The organism is Methylocella tundrae (assembly GCF_038024855.1).
Lineage (GTDB): Bacteria > Pseudomonadota > Alphaproteobacteria > Rhizobiales > Beijerinckiaceae > Methylocapsa > Methylocapsa tundrae.
Map to the genome: position 1 here is coordinate 3,696,319 of NZ_CP139089.1, position 16,347 is coordinate 3,712,665.

Sequence of the window (16,347 nt, forward strand, 5' to 3'; positions counted from 1 at the left end):
AAAAATGCGATATGCGAGGGGAGACGCCCGAGAACCCCACGCGGAGAAAGCATATGTACATCGCGATGAATCGCTTCAAAGTTCTTAAAGACGAGCAAAAGGCCTTCGAAAATGTATGGCTGACGCGTGATTCGCGTCTCGACGAGGTGAAAGGCTTCATCGAATTTCATCTGCTGCGCGGTCCGGAGCGCGAAGACCATGTGCTCTATTCGTCGCACACGATCTGGGCGAGCCAGGAGGATTTTCTCGCCTGGACAAAATCCGAACAGTTTCGCGCGGCGCATCAGAACGCTGGCGAACGCAAGCCGCTCACACTGGGCCATCCCGAATTCGAGGGGTTCGAGGTGATCCAGACGGTCGAAAACCCGAAATTGCGCGGCTGATCAAAGGGCGGCGCCGGCGCCCGTTGGCGCGCCGAACGCCGCTTTCGTGTTCGTGTTGGCGCATGATGCCGAAAAGTTGGAGACTTTTCGGACCCGCATCATTCGTTAAAACAAAAGCTTAACTACAGACGATCCAATTCGGTCGGTTTCGGTGCGGACACACCGAACTCTGATCTGGTCAGCGCTTCGACAGGTTGATGCCCTGTTAGCAAGCGCTCCGTCGTTACCGCGCGTCGCGCGCGCCGATCAGCATCGGCCCGTAGCTCAGAACGAACCCTCCGAAGGCGGCGATCCAGAAGCATGCCGAGATGATGAGAAGCGGCATGGTCCAGCCCGCGTGGAGGGCGGCGGCGACGCGTGTGATCGCGGCGAGGCTGACAAGGATATATATCAGGCGTGTGGCGCTATCCGCCGCCAGATCGCGTCCGGTGTGGCCGCGCGTGGCGCGCGTCATCACCGCCAGAATCATTGTGCCGATCGCCCCCGCCGTGAGGGCGTGAATGGCGGCGCTTTGCGGCAGATCGGCATCGAGCATGGAAAGACCCAGCAAGGCGGCGCCGAGAACCAGCCACGCATAGCCGATATGGAGAATGATGAGCAGCGGCTCCGCAGCCGTCGCGCCGCCGCGCCAGCGCAGCAGACGCCAGAAGTTGAGCGCCGCGCCGAGCAGAAGCACAAGGCCGATCGCGCCGAAAGTCGGAAAGAACGCCCAGCCGAACAGGCCCGCATGCAGGACGCCGAGGGAGGCCCGGTCGATGCTCTTGGAGACGGCGGGGAGATTGGCGCCCGGGCGCTTGGCCAGCCAGTTGCGGGTAAAGCTCGGCACGATCCGGCCCGCCACCACTGAAACCAGCACGATCACGGCGGCAAGTCCGAGACGCCATCCGAGCCCTGTTGGGACGGCGACGCCGGCAGCCTCAAGGTGCATCAAGAGATTGGCGACGCCGAGAACGGTCACCGGCGCGACCATCGGCAGATTGCGCCAGTTATGGCCGGCGACGATCTCGCGAGCGGCGACCCCAACCAGAAGCGCCGGGAAGGACAGATCCGCGGCGATGGCGAGCCACGCCGGAACGAGCGATGAAACCAGACAGGCGATGCGGCCGAGCAGCCACAGCGCGGCCAGCAGCGCCAGCGGCGCGCCGCTGACGGGAAGCCGCCGGGTCCAGTTCGGGATGGCGGTGAGCAGGAAGCCTGCGATGGCCGCCATCACGAAGCCGAAGAGCATTTCATGAATGTGCCAGTTGAGCGGATCGAAGCGGCTCGGCGGCGCGGATCCCGTGACAAGCATGACGATCCAGAGCGCGAGCGCTCCCGCCGACCAGAGGCCGGCCGCCAGAAAGAATGGCCGGAAGCCCTGCGTCAGAAGGGCCGGCGTCGCGCGATTCACCGGGTCTTTTGCGGCGACGTTCATGGCGCGTCTAGAGGTGCGATTTTGAACAGCTGCCAGAAGCAGTTCTGCCGGCTCATCGTCAGGCCTTCCTGTCTTGAAAAGGCTTGATCGGCTCAGGACCGTCGATGAGCGGATCGAGCGGGAAGCGGGCGCGGGCCGCGGCCGCGTCTTCGATGTGCAGGACGTCGCCGCGGATGAGCATTCCGAACTTCGCCATCCCGGCCAGGGCGCGCGAGAACGTCTCGCGCGTCATGCCGAGCTGCGAGGCGATGAGGCGCTTCTCGAGCGGCAGCCGGACGATGTCTGTATGAGATTGTCCGAATAGCGCGACGAGATAGCAGCCGACCCGCTCTTCCGCGGAGCGCAGCTTCAGGTTTTTCTGCATGCGCACCTGGCGCCGGAACTGCGCGGCTTGCCGGCCCAGAATCGCGCGGCAGAAGGCGTGATCCGACGCGATGGCCTCCCGGAACGCTTCCGCCCGGATCAGAAGAAGGTGGGCTTCCTCATAGACGCGCGCCCGCATCAGATAGGGCTGATCGCCGATGACGGCGGCGGGAATGACGAGATCTACCGGCAGCAGCAGTTCGATAAGGGTCTCGACCTGATTGCGTATGCCTAAAAGCTCGATGCTGCCGGCGAGGAGGAACTGCGCAAAGACCGGCGTCTCCGCTTGCTCGAGCAGCACGCTTCCGGCTGGCACGCGATGCAGCAGAGCCTCCGCCGCCAGTGCATCCAGCGTTTCAGGTTGAACCTCATGCAGCCAGGCAATCTCCTGGAGCGCCTCACGCGCGGAAGACCAAGACGCCGGATCTGGAGCATTTACGGGCGCGACAGCCGGGGCTGCGCCGTGCGGTCGATCGGATGGCAGATCCATTTCCATTCGACTGTCTTCCTTCCCCTGCCGGGGCCAGAATGCGCTCTAATGTGATGTATCTCACGTTAATATCGCGATTAAATCATTTAGTGCATTGATCCAAATCAATGTCATCATGCATCGGGATCTGCAGGATCGTCCAGCGGCCGCCATCCCTGTCTTGCGCAGGACCGGACATCACAGAGAAAACCATGAGTTGCTTGGTCGCCACCAAACAGCAAGCGTATGTGCGCAAACATGAGAGGGTCCTCTTCGCATTGAGGCGCTGGGGCGGCCGCCCGCTGACGCCGCGGACGACAGCGGTGGCGCTGGCCGAGCACGACGAACGCGGCGCATATCTGCGAGCCTCTGAGACGCCAGCCACCGACTTCGGCGCGCCAAGGAGAAGCTGTGCGTGCGCGACGCCGCGCAGGTGGCGCTCGGGCGTCCGAAAAGTCGCCTATGACCTCCGGTCGCGCGCGTCCGCGATGAGAACAACGTCCAGCCCCAGGGCGTCGCCGGTCGGCTGGCGGCCGGCCGACGCCGGAGGTCTCCAAATGGCGTCAGTCGGATCTGGCGCCGAGCAGCGTATTGCTCCGCGCGCCCCCGGCCAGGGCGAGGCGGCCAACTATCTCACCGGCGAGACGCTGCGCCTCCGCCACGACCCGCTCGTCGTCCGCCCGCTCAACGATCATGGCGTACCGGTCGAAGCTTTCCTCGAGCAATCGCAGCCCGTCCGCGGCGCTGCGCAGCTTCGGTACGGTCGCGGCGCCGGCATTGTCGCCGCTCTCCTGTTCGGCAAGGCGCCGGAAAATTGCCGCATCCGCACTCTCGCCGGCCTCGTCGAGGGCCTTGGCGAGCGCCGCGTGGGCTGCCGAAGCCTCACTATCCCAACGCCTTGCGAGAATACGCAGGGCGTCCACGCTCGCCACATGTTCGATGAAGACCGGGCGGTCGGCATGGAAGGCGCGGCGCCGGCAGTGACGCAGCAGGGCGGCATGCTCCAACTCGTCGCGCGCCAGTTCCTCGGCCAGCGCGCGGAGGTCGGGATGTTCAGCCTCGGCGGCGACGTAGGTGTAGAAGGCGAAGGCGCGCTCCTCGTTGCGCACGGCGAAGGCAAGCGCTTGATAGGCGCTGAGCGAGGCGCCGCTCGCTTCTTCCTCGTCGTAACCGGTCGGCACTTCCCAGCGCGCGCAAGCGGGGTCGGGCGCGTGACCCAGCATCGTTCTGCCCCGATCTGCGACATGGGTTGCATGGCGCTCCTCGATCCCGGCGAGAAAATCGAACCGCGCAGCCATCTCGGTGTCGCCCTGCCGCCCCATGCGCGCCGAAAGGGCGCGGTAGCGCGTCGCGGCCTCCTGCTCCAAAGCCTCAGCCACCGCCAGGAGTTCATCGACCGACTTTACCGGCGCGGGCAGCTGTCCCGTTCTGCTCATCTTCCATCCCCCGAAACCGATCCGCCATGCCATTATCGGCGCATCCTAAGCTAGTTCAAAATACGCGCTCTGTTTGTGTCATAATACGGAGCACGGAACATTATAATGGTAGAGTGGCCGTTAACCGGGTCGCCAGCGTCAAGTTTATGTTTTCTCGCACGGGGAATATGCTTTGCTAATACCAGCAATCCGTTCGTGCATGGTGCTGTTGTTGCTTTCGATAGCGGCTGCGATCGGACCATGCCGCGCCGCCGACAGCCGCCTGACAGAGTTCATGAGCAAGGTGCCAGCAGGCGAACTAGTGCCCGGCGCGGATCACTATGCCTTGCCGCAGGGAAATCCGCCGGTCGCGAAGGTGCTGGCGGGCGAGCGGCTGGTCGGCTACGCATTCGTCAATGCGGACTGGGTGAACTCTACCGGCTATTCAGGCCAGCCGATCCAGATCCTGGTGGGGCTGACGGTAGACGGCAAGATCGCCGGCGCCCGGTTGATGGCTCATCACGAGCCAATCGTGCTGATCGGCATTCCGCCAGAGCGCATCGCCGCCTTCATTCAAGGCTATGTTGGACGTGACGTGCTGCGCCTCGCCACGGGGGGCCCATCCGAGCGTCCGCCCGTGGATATCGTAAGCGGCGCGACCGTGACGGTGACCGTGATCGCCGAGAGCATGATCCGCTCCGGCATCAAGGTGGCGCGCGCGGAGGGCGTGGGAGGACCCGCGCAGGCCCCGGCGGCGGCGTTGCGTGAGATCGATCCGTCTCACGAGGCGCCGGCGGACTGGACCGGGCTCCTCGGCGACGGATCGGTGCGGCGGCTGTCGCTCACGGTCGGCGATGTGAATGCCGCGTTCGGCCGCGCTGGGAAGCAGCACGCGGAGGATAATCCCGAGTCCCCTGATCCGAATGACAGTTTCATCGACATGTATTTTGCCCCCGTATCGGTGCCCGCGATCGGGCGGCGCCTGCTGGGGGATGTCCGCTACGCGGACCTGCAACGAAGCCTCAAGCCCGGCCAGCAGGCGATCCTTATCGCCAGCAACGGCGCTTATTCCTTCAAGGGAACTGGATATGTCCGCGGCGGCATCTTCGACCGGATCGAGGTGGTGCAGGGCGATTCCAGCATCCATTTCCACGACCGCACACATCAGCGGCTCGGAGAAATCAAAGCGGCGGGGGCGCCGGAGTTCCGCGACATTGACCTGTTTGGCGTGCCCGAGGGCAGCACGCTGGACGTGACGCAGCCGTGGCGGCTGCAACTCCTTGTGCAGCGCGCCTTCGGCGCTCGCGACAAATCGTTCCTCACCTTCGACGTGAATTACGAACTGCCGCAGGCCTATCTGAAACCCGCGCAGGCGTCAGCGGCGGTTGCCGCCGCGGCGGCGGCGCCGTCGATCGCCCCCGAACCATCCGAACCGCCGATGTGGCATATCATGTGGCGCGCCAAGATGGTTCAGATCGGGATTCTGCTGGGCGCCCTCGGGCTGCTCACGCTGATCTTCTTCTTCCAGGACTGGCTGGTGCGCCGGCCGATCTTCTACGATCGGCTACGCCTAGGTTTCATGGTGTTCACCCTGGTCTGGATCGGCTGGTACGCGCAGGCCCAGTTGTCCGTGGTTAATGTGCTCGCCTTCCTCAGCGCCCTGCGCACGGATTTCCGCTGGGACTACTTTCTGATGGCGCCGCTGATTTTCATCCTGTGGTTTGCAACCGCCGCTTCGCTGTTGTTCTGGAATCGCGGCGCCTATTGCGGCTGGCTGTGTCCATTTGGCGCCTTGCAGGAACTGGCCAACCGCGCCGCCAGACTGTTGAAAATACCGCAACTCAAAATTTCCTTCGGTGTTCACCAGCGCCTGACCGCGCTCAAATACATCGTTTTTCTCGTGCTATTTGGCATCTCGCTCAGCGCCCTTGGCACGGCCGAGCAGGCCGCCGAGGTCGAGCCGTTCAAAACCGCGATCATTTTGCGTTTTGCGCGTGGCTGGCCGTTCGTGCTGTATGCGGGCGCTATCATCGCGGCGAGCCTGTTCGTGGAACGCGCGTTCTGCCGCTATGTCTGTCCGCTCGGGGCCGCGATGGCGATCCCGGCGCGGCTGCGGCTCTTCGACTGGCTGCGCCGCTACCGCGAATGCGGCAATCCCTGTCAGCGCTGCGGCAACGAATGTCCGGTGCAGGCGATTCATCCTGAAGGGCATATCAACCCGAACGAGTGCATCCAATGCCTGCATTGTCAGATGCTCTACCACCATGATCAGAAATGCCCGGTGATGATCCAGCGCCGACTGAAGCGCGAGCGGTACGCGCCCGCCTCGCCGATCGATCTTCCCCCGCGACCGAAGATTTCGGCGCGAGCACCAGACGAGAGCGCGGCCCCATGACCGCGTCTTGGCCGCATCCCCAGCAACCCAGCCCCGCAGTGCGGAGCCGCGCATCAGGAGAGACACCATGATTGACGAAACCGACGACGGTTTACGCGGTAAGAACGCCGAGCCAAATGGCAAGGGTGAGGCGACAGACGGACTCAGCCGCCGTGGCGTCCTCGGCGCCACAGCGACCGTGGCCGGACTGGCTGGTCTGGCTGGCGGCGGCGCATCGGTCGCCGCGATGCGCGAGGCGCTCGCACAGAGCCGCTCGACGGTGGCCAGCACCGAGGTCAAGCCCGGCGACCTCGATGAATATTACGCTTTCAACAGCAGCGGCCAGACCGGCGAGGTGCGCATTCAAGTCCTCCCATCCGGTCGCGAGTTGATGCGCATCCCGGTCTTCAACCGCGACAGCGCCACGGGCTGGGGCCTCACCAATGAGAGCAAGAAGATCCTCACCGAAGGGTTGCTGCCCGAGACCCGCAAATTCCTGGAAAGCCGGGGCGGCGTGTGGCAGAACGGCGATCTGCACCATCCGCACATGTCGTTCACCGACGGCACCTATGATGGGCGCTTCATTTTCGTGAATGATAAAGCCAACTGCCGGATCGCACGCATCCGCTGCGACGTGATGAAGACCGACAAGATCATCGAGATTCCAAACGCCTCAGACATTCATGGCTTGCGCCCGCAGAAATATCCGCGAACCGGCTATGTATTCGCCAACAGCGAGCACGTGATCCCTATTCCTAACGATGGTCATGTGCTGGACGACCCGAAGAACAACTACTGGTCGGTCTATACGGCGGTCGACGGCGACACGATGAAGGTGGCGTGGCAGGTGCTGGTCGACGGCAACCTCGACAACACCGACTGCGACTACCAGGGCAAGTACGCATTCTCGACCTGTTACAATCCGAACAAGGGCACCACGCTAGCGGAAATGACGGATCACGAGCAGGCCTGGGTGACGATCTTCAATATCAAGCGGATCGAGGAGGCGGTGAAGAGCGGCGACTACAAGGAGATGAGCGGCGTGCCTGTGGTCGATGGCCGGCACGGATCGAAATACACCCGTTACATCCCTATCCCAAACTCTCCGCATGGCGTCAATACCGCACCGGATGGCATTCATGTCGTTATCAACGGGAAGCTATCACCCACGGTCAGCGTCATGGACGTACGCAAGCTGGACGATCTGTTCGACGACAAGATCAAGCCCCGCGACGTGATCGTCGCCGAACCAGAAGTCGGCCTCGGCCCTCTGCATACCGCGTTCGATGGCCGCGGCAACGCCTTCACCACTACCTTCATCGATAGCCAGATGGTGATGTGGAACATCGATAAGGCCAAGCGCGCCTTTGCGGGGGAGAAGGTAGACCCGATCCTGCAGAAGATCGATGTTCACTACCAGCCTGGTCACAACCACACGTCGATGGGCGAGACCAAGGAAGCCGATGGCAAATGGCTCGTATCGCTCAATAAATTCTCCAAGGACCGATTCTTGCCTGTCGGGCCCCTGCATCCAGAGAATGATCAGCTGATCGACATCTCTACTGGCAAGATGATCCTGGTGCATGACGGTCCAGCCTTCGCCGAACCGCATGATGTGCTCATCGTACATCGGTCCAAGGTGAACCCCATCGCGATCTGGAAACGCGACGATCCGATGTGGGAGGATGCGCGCAAGCAGGCCGAGAAGGACGGCGTCAACCTGGAAGAAGCGGCCAACGTCATTCGCGACGGCAATAAGGTAAGGGTGTATATGCACTCCAACGCTCCAACTTACAGCCTCGACCAGTTTGAGGTGAATGAGGGCGACGAGGTCACCGTCGTCGTCACCAATATGGACGACGTCGAGGATGTGACGCACGGCTTTACCATCGTGCGCTATGGGGTGATGATGGAGATCTCGCCGATGCAGACGGCTTCGGTCACCTTCATTGCTGACCGGCCCGGCGTGCACTGGTGGTATTGCCAGTGGTTCTGCCACGCCTTGCACATGGAAATGTCAGGGCGGATGATCGTGCATCGGAAGACGGCCTGACCATGCGCTCGGCCCGCGCGCTGCTTATGTTTCTGCTGGCGACCATGGTCTGCGAGCCAGCGCGCGCGGCTATGCTCGACGTGGCGGCAGGGGACGGGCTGGGCGAGGCGATCGCCCGCGCCGCCCCCGGCGACACATTGCTGCTCGCGCCGGGCGTCCATCGCGGAAGCGTCGTGATCGCCATTCCGAATCTGACCCTGCAAGGAGCGGCTGGCGCTGTCATTGAGGGCGGCCGGACGGGCAGCACGATCACGGTCAGGGCGCCCGGCAACGTCCTGCGCGGGCTGATTATTCGCGGCTCCGGTCTCAGTTTGATCGGCAAGGACTCGGCGGTGTTTCTCGATGCCGGCGCTGACCGCGCCGTGATCGAGGACAACGTCTTCGAGGACAATCTGATCGCGATTTATCTGGACGGCCCGCGCGATGCAATGGTGCGGCGCAACCGCATCCAGGGCCTGCGCACGCTGCGCATTAGCGAGCGCGGCCCGGCGATCTCGCTGTGGCGCACCCCCGGCTCGCAGATCGTGGACAATGACATCCGCTCGGGCCGCGATGGCGTGTTCTCGGTGACCAGCAGCCACAATCTTGTGCGAGGCAATAGCTTCCACGACCTGCGGTTCGCGGTGCACTTCATGTATACCAACGATAGCGAGGTTGACGACAACTTCTCGGCCGGCAACGGCGTCGGGTACGTACTGATGTACTCTGATCGGCTGCGCGTTCACGACAATGTCTCCGAAGATGATCGTGATCACGGCCTGCTGTTCAACTATGCCAATGACTCGCGCATCGAGGATAATGTCGTGCGTGGCGGCAAGAAGTGCGTGTTCATTTACAATGCGAACAAGAACCGCTTCGCGGGCAACTGGTTCGAGGGCTGCGAGGTCGGCATCCATTTCACCGCCGGCTCCGAACGCAACGAGATTACCGGCAACTCCTTCGTCCACAACCGCATCCAGGTGATGTATGTCGGCACGCGTCGCCTTGACTGGTCTGTGCAGGGGCGCGGCAACTACTACAGTGACAACCCCGCCTTCGATCTCAACGGCGACGGGATCGCCGACACCGCCTACAGGCCAAACGATCTTATGGATCAGATTTTGTGGCGCGCGCCGGCCGCCAAGCTGCTGCTGAACAGCCCCGCCGTACAAGTCGTGCGCTGGGCGCAGTCGCAATTTCCGGCGATCCATCCTGGCGGTGTCGTTGACACTGCGCCGCTGATGGCGCCGCCGCGTCCGTCGGCTTTGGCGCGGCTGGCTCAGTGATGGATGCCGCTGTCGTCATTCGCGGCGTCAGCCACCGCTACGGCCAGCGTGAGGCGGTGCGCAATGTTGACCTGACCTTGCGAGCCGGTGAATGCGTCGGCCTCGTCGGCCATAACGGCGCCGGCAAGAGCACCTTGATCAAGATCATGCTCGGGCTGGTGCGCCCGAGCGCTGGCAGCGTGCAAGTCCTGGGCGAGGACCCCTCGGCTGGCTCGGGCGGGCGCGCCCGGCGCGAGCTTGGCTATCTGCCCGAGAACGTCGCCCTGCAACCATCGATGACCGGCGCCGAAACGCTTGCGTTCTATGCGCGGCTGAAGCGCCAGCCGGTCGCCGGCAATGCGGCGCTGCTCGAACGCGTGGGCATCGAGGCTGTGGCGCATCGCCGCGTCGGCGCCTATTCCAAAGGCATGCGCCAGCGCCTCGGTCTGGCCCAGGCCCTTCTCGGCAGGCCGCGCGCGCTGCTGTTGGATGAACCAACCACGGGACTCGACCCGGCGCTACGCCAGAGCTTCTATGATATCCTCCGCGATCTCAGGCGCGATGGCGCCATGGTGCTTTTGTCCTCCCATGCGCTCGCCGAACTGGAGGGGCAGGTCGACCGGGTTGTGGTGATGAATCAGGGCCGCAAGGTCGCTGATGGCGGCATCGGCGATCTGCGCCGCCTCGCCGCCATCCGGCCACGCATCCGGCTGCGCCTGCCGTGCACGCCGCCCGCAGCGGCGAACCGAGCGGCGGATGCCTGGGCTGGCTGGTCTCCTGTATCCGACGGCGTGCTCGAACTGTCCTGCGAGGAAAACGAGGTCGCATCCGTGCTGCGCGGGCTGCCTGAGACAGCGCGTGAGATCGAGATTATCAGGCCGTCGCTCGACGACCTATATGCCGCGTTCCAGAGCGGAGCCGCATGAGACAGGTGCTCATCATCGCGGGCAAGGAGTGGCGCGACGGCATGCGCAACCGATGGGTGCTCGCCACCACCGTGCTGCTGGCCGCGTTGGCGCTTACGCTTGCCTTCCTCGGCGCGGCGCCAACCGGCACGGTAAGGGTCGGCGCGCTTGCCGTCACGATCGTCAGCCTGTCCAGCCTCACTATCTTTCTAGTGCCGCTGATCGCCCTGCTGTTATCGTACGACGCGATCGTCGGCGAGGTGGATCGTGGCACGATGGCGCTGCTGCTCGCTTATCCGGTGGCGCGCTGGCAGGTCATGCTGGGGAAGTTCGCTGGCCACCTTGGCATCCTGAGCTTCGCCACCGTGACCGGCTATGGAATCGCTGGGCTAGCGCTACAATGGGCCGGCAACGCCGATCCCGGCGCATGGGGCGCGTTCGTGGTCATGGTCGCGTCTTCGGTGCTGCTTGGCGGCGTGTTCATCGCGATTGGCTATCTGGTGAGTACGCTCGTGCGCGATCATGGCACGGCCGGCGGCATCGCCATTGGCGTCTGGCTTATCTTTGTGTTGCTCTACGATATGGCGCTTCTCGGCGTGCTGGTGGCTGATCAGGGCCGCGCTGTGACGTCCAAGGTGTTGAACGTGCTTTTGCTGCTCAACCCGGCCGACGCTTACCGGCTGCTCAATCTGACAAGCACTACCGATGTCAGCGGCTTCGCTGGCGTCGCCGGCCTCGGCGCCAGCACAGGGCTCGGTCCTGCTGCCCTGCTCGGCGCGCTCGTCGCCTGGACGGTCGTGCCGCTGGCCGTCGCGATCGCCCTTTTCTCGCGGAGGCAGGTGTGAGGCATATATTTATCGTGCTTGCTCTGTTGTCCCTGACCGCCTGCAAGGAGGACAAGGCCGCCGACTTGCCGCTCCCGCGCGAGGTGACGGACGCCTCAGTCGCCCAATTTTGTGGTATGGCGCTGCGCGAGCACGCCGGACCCAAAGCCCAGATTTTCGTCCGTGGCGTGGCCGATCCGTACTGGTTCTCAACCGTCCGCGACGCCTTCGCCTTCGCCATGCTTCCTGAAATGCCGAAGTCGATTTCGGCAATTTATGTCAACGACATGGCGCGGGCAAAGGACTGGGACCAGCCGGAGCCTGGCATGTGGGTGGAGGCGCATCAGGCGTCCTATGTGATCGGCAGCCGCCGCCTCGGCGGCATGGGCGCCGACGAGACGATCCCCTTCGGCGATGAAGCCGCAGCACACCGCTTCGCCCAGGCTAATGGGGGCCGGGTCGTGCGCTTCGCCGACGTGCCGAGCGACTACATACTTCCCGCAACTCAAGGACGCCCGTGATGGGAACCACCCGCCGTAGATTTATCGCCATTACCGCCGCCGCCGGCGGCCTTCCATTGCTGCCCTGTGCGCGCTCGGCGCAGGCCGCTCCGCTTCTGCGTGTTTGGACCGGGTCCGCCCTTGGCGCCGACGCCACCTTGCAGATTCATCACCCCGATCCCGCGACCGCGGACCGTCTGATCGCGGCGAGCCTCGCGGAGGTGGAACGCCTGGAGCGTATTTTGAGCCTGTATCGGGCGGACAGCGCACTGTGCCGCCTCAATCGTGACGGTGTGCTCGTAGATCCTCCCTTCGATCTTGTGCGTGTGCTCTCTGAGAGCCAACGCTACGGCGCGATCAGCGGCGGCGCCTTTGATGTGACGGTGCAGCCGCTGTGGGATCTCTACGCCAAACATTTCTCTCGGCCCGACGCCGCGCCCGGCGGCCCTGCGTCCGACGCCATCGCCGCGACCATCGCCCGTGTTGACGAGGGGGCTTTGGAGGTCGATCCGGCGCGGCTGCGGCTCGCGCGGCCGGGGATGGGCATAACGCTGAACGGCATTGGTCAGGGCTACGTGACCGACCGGGTGGTGGAGCTGCTGCGCGGCGGCGGAGTGGAGCACGCGCTGGTGGACATGGGCGAGACCCGGGCGCTCGGCGCTCATCCCGACGGCGGTTCCTGGTCGGTTGGACTGGAAGACCCGCGCGCGCCCGGAAAGATCGTCGAACGCATCCCGCTTGCCGATCGCGCGGTCGCAACCTCAGGCGGCTACGGCGCCGTGTTCGACGCGGCAGGCAACTTCAACCACATCTTCGAACCCTGGAGCGGCCGAACCAGCTGGCGCTGGCTGTCGGTCTCGATCGAGGCCGACACGGCGACCGAGGCGGATGCGCTCTCCACTGCCTTTACGGTGATGCCGCCGGAAGCAACGGCGCCTGTGGTGCGCGCGCTCGGCCTCGTCGCTCATTTCGTGCGCCCCGACGGCTCGCGGTTGGTGCAGCGGGCATAATTGTATCTTCGCCAAGAATGGACGGTGGAACGTACGTGTCCTGTCACGGCGCGGTAGCAAACTCGATCACGCTTCGCGCGCTTGCGACAAGTCAGAGAACGAAGGAATGACGCCAAGCGTCACGCAGGATGAGGATCTTGTGCATGCTCATAGTTTCATTCTAACCCACGCGGGGTTATTCCAAATTGCTTTGTGTCAAACCAGCGCCGCTTCAGCCAAAGGGCGACCGAGACCAGCGAGATCAGAACCGGCACTTCCACCAGCGGGCCGATGACGGTGGCGAAGGCGACGGGCGAGGCGAGTCCGAACGTCGCGATGGCGACCGCGATGGCGAGCTCGAAATTGTTGCTTGCCGCCGTGAAGGCGATCGCCGTGGTGCGGGGATAGTCCGCCTCGATCAGCTTGCCCATGCAGAAGCTGATCACGAACATGATGACAAAGTACAGCGCGAGCGGGATTGCGACGCGAAGCACGTCGAAGGGCAGTTGCAGTACCATGCCGCCCTTGAGGCTGAACATGGCGAGGACGGTAAAAAGCAGCGCGACGAGCGTGATGGGACTGATCTTCGGCAGGAACTGCTTTTCGTACCAAATGACTCCCTTGCGCCTGGTCAGGATGAGCCGGGTCAGGAAGCCGGCGGCGAAGGGGACGCCGAGATAAATCAGCACCGCTTCGGCTATCGTCCAGAAGCCGACGTCGATGACGCTGCCCCCAAGACCGACGAGGGGTGGAAGCACGGTCAGGAAGAACCACGCGTAAACGCTGAAAAAGATGATCTGGAAGATCGAGTTGAGAGCGACCAGCCCCGCCACATACTGATTGTCGCCGCCGGCGAGCTGGTTCCAAACGATCACCATGGCGATGCAGCGGGCAAGCCCGATCAGAATGAGCCCCGTCATGTATTCGGGATAGTCTCGCAGGAACAGCACCGCGAGCGCGAACATCAGGACGGGCCCAATTAGCCAGTTCTGTACAAGTGAGAGGGTCAGAACCCGCCAGTCCTTGAAAACCTCGGGCAGCTCCTCGTAGCGGACTCTCGCAAGCGGCGGATACATCATCAGGATCAGGCCGATGGCGATAGGTACGTTGGTGCTGCCGAATGAGAGGCTATTGAGAAAGCTCGGCAAGCCCGCGAAAAGCGATCCGAGGGCGATCCCGCCGGCCATGGCGGCGAAAATCCAGACCGTCAGGTAACGATCGAGGAATGACAGTCTTTTTGATGGGATCTGAGCCGCCATCGCGGGATCCTTTCTTGTATCTCTTTGATCGAATATCGTCGGATATCAATTTTATATTATAGCATGGCGACGGATATCGCTCGCTTAGGCTTTGACCAGCAGGCGGGTCAGATAGAATGGCTCGACGGGGCCGATTTCGACGCCGGCTCCCACGGGACCAGCGGCGGCCTGAAAGCGCGGATCGAGATGGGAGTTTTCATGGTCCCAGACGGATTCCCACACACCGTGCATGAGATAGGCGCGTAGGTCGCCATCCGGCAAGGCATTGCGAAGGATCTCGGTCGACAGCGCCTTACGGTAGAGGCGATTGGACTTGCTGCCCGGCTGACCGACGCCATTGGGATCATCACTCGGCTGGTGGGTCTCCTGCGCTACCTTGAGGAGCGGGAGAACCAGTTTTTCCCATTCAATGTGTCCGGCATCCGCGACCATGACGTGGTTCTCGACCGTCAAAGTGTTGCTCTCGGGGGCTTCGACCGGATGACGCAAGAAGTCCGCCATTTCCGCGGCTGTTGTGTAAATGCCTGCACGGTTGCCGGCGGCGATGGTTTGAAACACACCGCGATAGACGCTCATGGGCTGGGGGGATTTGGCGAAGCCGGTCGGCGTCTGCTTTACGGCATGGAGAAAGGGTAGAACCGTGCGGTCGAATTCCTCGTTGATCTGCGATGCTTGAAGTTGCGCGTAAGCAGCGAAGCGCACGAAGAGCGAATAGAAATACGGCTGAGAGTGATCTCTGACGCCGTCGAGATAGGCTTCCGCGAGAACTCCCTTGTAAGCTTCAGGATAGTTCTTCACCATGGTTGAGTCGCCGCTCATCTGCTTGAGCATCAGGCTCAAAAAGCCCGGCGCTTGGCGCCATGCCGAGGCGCAATCCGTCAAAGCCGCCATGGCTGCTTCATGTTCCGGATCGGCAACGCGAAACTCGAAATAGAGCGTCACCGGCCCTTCCGGCACGGCCGGCGCAGCCGACGCTGTTGACTGAGCCGCCGCTGGCAGGAAGCCGCCGGCGCTCAGTCCCGCTGCGGCGGCTAACGTCTTCGAGAAAAATTGCCGCCGACGCATTTGACCTACTCCTTGAAGTCAGACAGATGTTCCAACTGCGCAGCCGATCGCGGCCGCTCCGCAAACGCAGTCCTTGCATCAGCGCGTAAATCAATGCTGGCTGTATCCTTCCAGAATTTCGATATAATTGGCGCGCTCCAGGGCCTGCGGGTCCTTCAGCTTGCGCTGGCTCATGAGGCCTCTGACATGGTCCAGTGAATTGAACTCCCGTGACGCGAGCCATTTTTCCAGCCCGGCGAGCAATGTCGCCATATGGCCGGGGCCGTGCCGCAGCAGCGCCGAAGTCGCCATCACAACATCGGCCCCGGCCAGAAGATATTTTATGACCTCGTTGGAGCTGGCGACGCCCGTGCTGGCGGCAAGAGAGAGCTTCACACGGCCCGCGAGGACGGCGAGCCAAAGGAGAGGGAGGCGGATCTCGCTCGGCTCACTGAGCCTGAGGTCGGTCATCACTTGCAATCGCGTCAGATCGAGATCTGGCTGATAGAAGCGGTTGAACAGCACCAGGGCGTCGGCGCCCGCGTCCTGCAACGCCAACGCCATATTGCCGATTGAACTAAAATAAGGACTGAGTTTGACGGCTATCGGGATCGACACCGTCGCCCGCACCGCGGCAAGGATGTCGATATAGCGTTGCTCGACCTCACGCCCCGTTTGCGTGAGATCGGCGGGAATGAAATAGATATTGAGTTCGAGCCCCTTCGCGCCGGCCTCCTCGATCAGCTTGGCGTAGGAGATCCAGCCCTCATTCGTGACGCCATTCAGGCTGGCGATGACCGGAACATCGACCGCCTCGCTCGCGCGGCGAATGAGGCACAGATAGTGATGCGGGCCGTGTTTGGCCTCAACCAACGCTGGAAACTGGCTGGTCGCCTCTGGCCAACTATCCTCGTTGGCGCTGGTCAGACGATCGTAACGGGCGACCTCGGCCTCGATCTCTTCCTGAAACAGCGAAGGCAGCACGAGGGCGGCCGCGCCTGCGTCCTCAAGCAGCCGGAGGCCGTCAAGTTCGCGGGTCAACGGCGAAGCGGACGCCACCAATGGATTTTTGAGATGAAGTCCCATATAGCGCGTCGTCAAATCCATCGGC

At 63.0% G+C, this 16,347-nt stretch carries 14 protein-coding genes; 8 read left to right on the forward strand and 6 right to left on the reverse strand.

Annotated features, from left to right (window positions below):
* Positions 1-53: 53 nt before the first annotated feature.
* On the forward strand, positions 54-383 hold the full coding sequence (locus tag SIN04_RS19280; protein WP_134491886.1) for an antibiotic biosynthesis monooxygenase family protein: 330 nt from the start codon (positions 54-56) through the stop codon (positions 381-383).
* A 223-nt stretch (positions 384-606) separates the two neighbouring features.
* On the opposite strand, the gene SIN04_RS19285 is transcribed toward SIN04_RS19280, so the two are convergent.
* The 3 genes from SIN04_RS19285 to SIN04_RS19295 form a co-directional block, all read right to left on the reverse strand.
* Positions 607-1,797 (reverse strand): NnrS family protein, encoded by a 1,191-nt coding sequence (locus tag SIN04_RS19285; RefSeq protein WP_134491888.1) that lies wholly within the window; start codon positions 1,795-1,797, stop codon positions 607-609.
* A gap of 58 nt (positions 1,798-1,855) precedes the next feature.
* On the reverse strand, positions 1,856-2,656 hold the full coding sequence (locus SIN04_RS19290) for a helix-turn-helix domain-containing protein (RefSeq protein WP_134491890.1): 801 nt from the start codon (positions 2,654-2,656) through the stop codon (positions 1,856-1,858).
* Between the two features lie 536 nt (positions 2,657-3,192).
* A complete protein-coding gene (locus tag SIN04_RS19295; protein ID WP_341264152.1) occupies positions 3,193-4,065 on the reverse strand; it encodes a ferritin family protein in 873 nt (290 codons plus the stop codon).
* Between the two features lie 199 nt (positions 4,066-4,264).
* On the opposite strand from SIN04_RS19295, the gene SIN04_RS19300 reads away from it, so the two are divergent.
* From SIN04_RS19300 to SIN04_RS19330, 7 genes are all read left to right on the forward strand, one after another.
* Positions 4,265-6,439 carry a NosR/NirI family protein gene (locus SIN04_RS19300; RefSeq protein ID WP_134491894.1) on the forward strand — a complete coding sequence of 725 codons (2,175 nt, stop codon included), beginning with the start codon at positions 4,265-4,267 and terminating at the stop codon, positions 6,437-6,439.
* Positions 6,440-6,506: 67 nt separating this feature from the next.
* Positions 6,507-8,471, forward strand: a complete 1,965-nt coding sequence (gene nosZ, locus SIN04_RS19305) for a TAT-dependent nitrous-oxide reductase (RefSeq protein WP_134491896.1) — start codon at positions 6,507-6,509, stop codon at positions 8,469-8,471.
* A gap of 2 nt (positions 8,472-8,473) precedes the next feature.
* Complete coding sequence (locus SIN04_RS19310) at positions 8,474-9,736, forward strand: nitrous oxide reductase family maturation protein NosD (RefSeq protein WP_134491898.1); 1,263 nt, start codon at positions 8,474-8,476, stop codon at positions 9,734-9,736.
* A complete protein-coding gene (locus SIN04_RS19315; protein ID WP_134491900.1) occupies positions 9,736-10,641 on the forward strand; it encodes an ABC transporter ATP-binding protein in 906 nt (301 codons plus the stop codon). The genes SIN04_RS19310 and SIN04_RS19315 overlap by 1 nt, the downstream gene beginning before the upstream one ends.
* Positions 10,638-11,465: an ABC transporter permease gene (locus SIN04_RS19320; RefSeq protein WP_134491902.1), complete on the forward strand. Its 828-nt coding sequence runs from the start codon at positions 10,638-10,640 to the stop codon at positions 11,463-11,465. The genes SIN04_RS19315 and SIN04_RS19320 overlap by 4 nt, the downstream gene beginning before the upstream one ends.
* Positions 11,462-11,965 carry a nitrous oxide reductase accessory protein NosL gene (locus tag SIN04_RS19325; RefSeq protein ID WP_341264153.1) on the forward strand — a complete coding sequence of 168 codons (504 nt, stop codon included), beginning with the start codon at positions 11,462-11,464 and terminating at the stop codon, positions 11,963-11,965. The genes SIN04_RS19320 and SIN04_RS19325 overlap by 4 nt, the downstream gene beginning before the upstream one ends.
* Positions 11,965-12,954 (forward strand): FAD:protein FMN transferase, encoded by a 990-nt coding sequence (locus SIN04_RS19330; RefSeq protein WP_341264154.1) that lies wholly within the window; start codon positions 11,965-11,967, stop codon positions 12,952-12,954. The genes SIN04_RS19325 and SIN04_RS19330 overlap by 1 nt, the downstream gene beginning before the upstream one ends.
* A 155-nt stretch (positions 12,955-13,109) precedes the next feature.
* Here the strand turns inward: SIN04_RS19330 and arsB are convergent, their stop codons facing one another.
* The 3 genes from arsB to SIN04_RS19345 form a co-directional block, all read right to left on the reverse strand.
* Positions 13,110-14,192: an ACR3 family arsenite efflux transporter gene (arsB, locus tag SIN04_RS19335; RefSeq protein ID WP_134491906.1), complete on the reverse strand. Its 1,083-nt coding sequence runs from the start codon at positions 14,190-14,192 to the stop codon at positions 13,110-13,112.
* Between the two features lie 84 nt (positions 14,193-14,276).
* Entirely contained in the window at positions 14,277-15,257 is a 981-nt protein-coding gene (locus SIN04_RS19340; protein WP_197732007.1) for a hypothetical protein, read from the reverse strand.
* Positions 15,258-15,347: 90 nt separating this feature from the next.
* Positions 15,348-16,343, reverse strand: coding sequence for a dihydroorotate dehydrogenase-like protein (locus SIN04_RS19345; protein WP_134491908.1), 996 nt, complete (start codon positions 16,341-16,343; stop codon positions 15,348-15,350).
* Positions 16,344-16,347 lie beyond the last annotated feature (4 nt).

What these genes read in the sequence shown, in the direction of transcription:
- SIN04_RS19295 (WP_341264152.1), bottom strand. Translation starts at nt 4,065, where the DNA reads ATGAGCAGAACGGGACAGCTGCCCGCGCCGGTAAAGTCGGTCGATGAA.
- SIN04_RS19345 (WP_134491908.1), bottom strand. Translation starts at nt 16,343, where the DNA reads ATGGATTTGACGACGCGCTATATGGGACTTCATCTCAAAAATCCATTG.
- nosZ (WP_134491896.1), top strand. Translation starts at nt 6,507, where the DNA reads ATGATTGACGAAACCGACGACGGTTTACGCGGTAAGAACGCCGAGCCA.
- SIN04_RS19300 (WP_134491894.1), top strand. Translation starts at nt 4,265, where the DNA reads ATGGTGCTGTTGTTGCTTTCGATAGCGGCTGCGATCGGACCATGCCGC.
- SIN04_RS19315 (WP_134491900.1), top strand. Translation starts at nt 9,736, where the DNA reads ATGGATGCCGCTGTCGTCATTCGCGGCGTCAGCCACCGCTACGGCCAG.
- SIN04_RS19310 (WP_134491898.1), top strand. Translation starts at nt 8,474, where the DNA reads ATGCGCTCGGCCCGCGCGCTGCTTATGTTTCTGCTGGCGACCATGGTC.
- SIN04_RS19340 (WP_197732007.1), bottom strand. Translation starts at nt 15,257, where the DNA reads ATGCGTCGGCGGCAATTTTTCTCGAAGACGTTAGCCGCCGCAGCGGGA.
- SIN04_RS19320 (WP_134491902.1), top strand. Translation starts at nt 10,638, where the DNA reads ATGAGACAGGTGCTCATCATCGCGGGCAAGGAGTGGCGCGACGGCATG.
- arsB (WP_134491906.1), bottom strand. Translation starts at nt 14,192, where the DNA reads ATGGCGGCTCAGATCCCATCAAAAAGACTGTCATTCCTCGATCGTTAC.
- SIN04_RS19330 (WP_341264154.1), top strand. Translation starts at nt 11,965, where the DNA reads ATGGGAACCACCCGCCGTAGATTTATCGCCATTACCGCCGCCGCCGGC.
- SIN04_RS19285 (WP_134491888.1), bottom strand. Translation starts at nt 1,797, where the DNA reads ATGAACGTCGCCGCAAAAGACCCGGTGAATCGCGCGACGCCGGCCCTT.
- SIN04_RS19280 (WP_134491886.1), top strand. Translation starts at nt 54, where the DNA reads ATGTACATCGCGATGAATCGCTTCAAAGTTCTTAAAGACGAGCAAAAG.
- SIN04_RS19290 (WP_134491890.1), bottom strand. Translation starts at nt 2,656, where the DNA reads ATGGAAATGGATCTGCCATCCGATCGACCGCACGGCGCAGCCCCGGCT.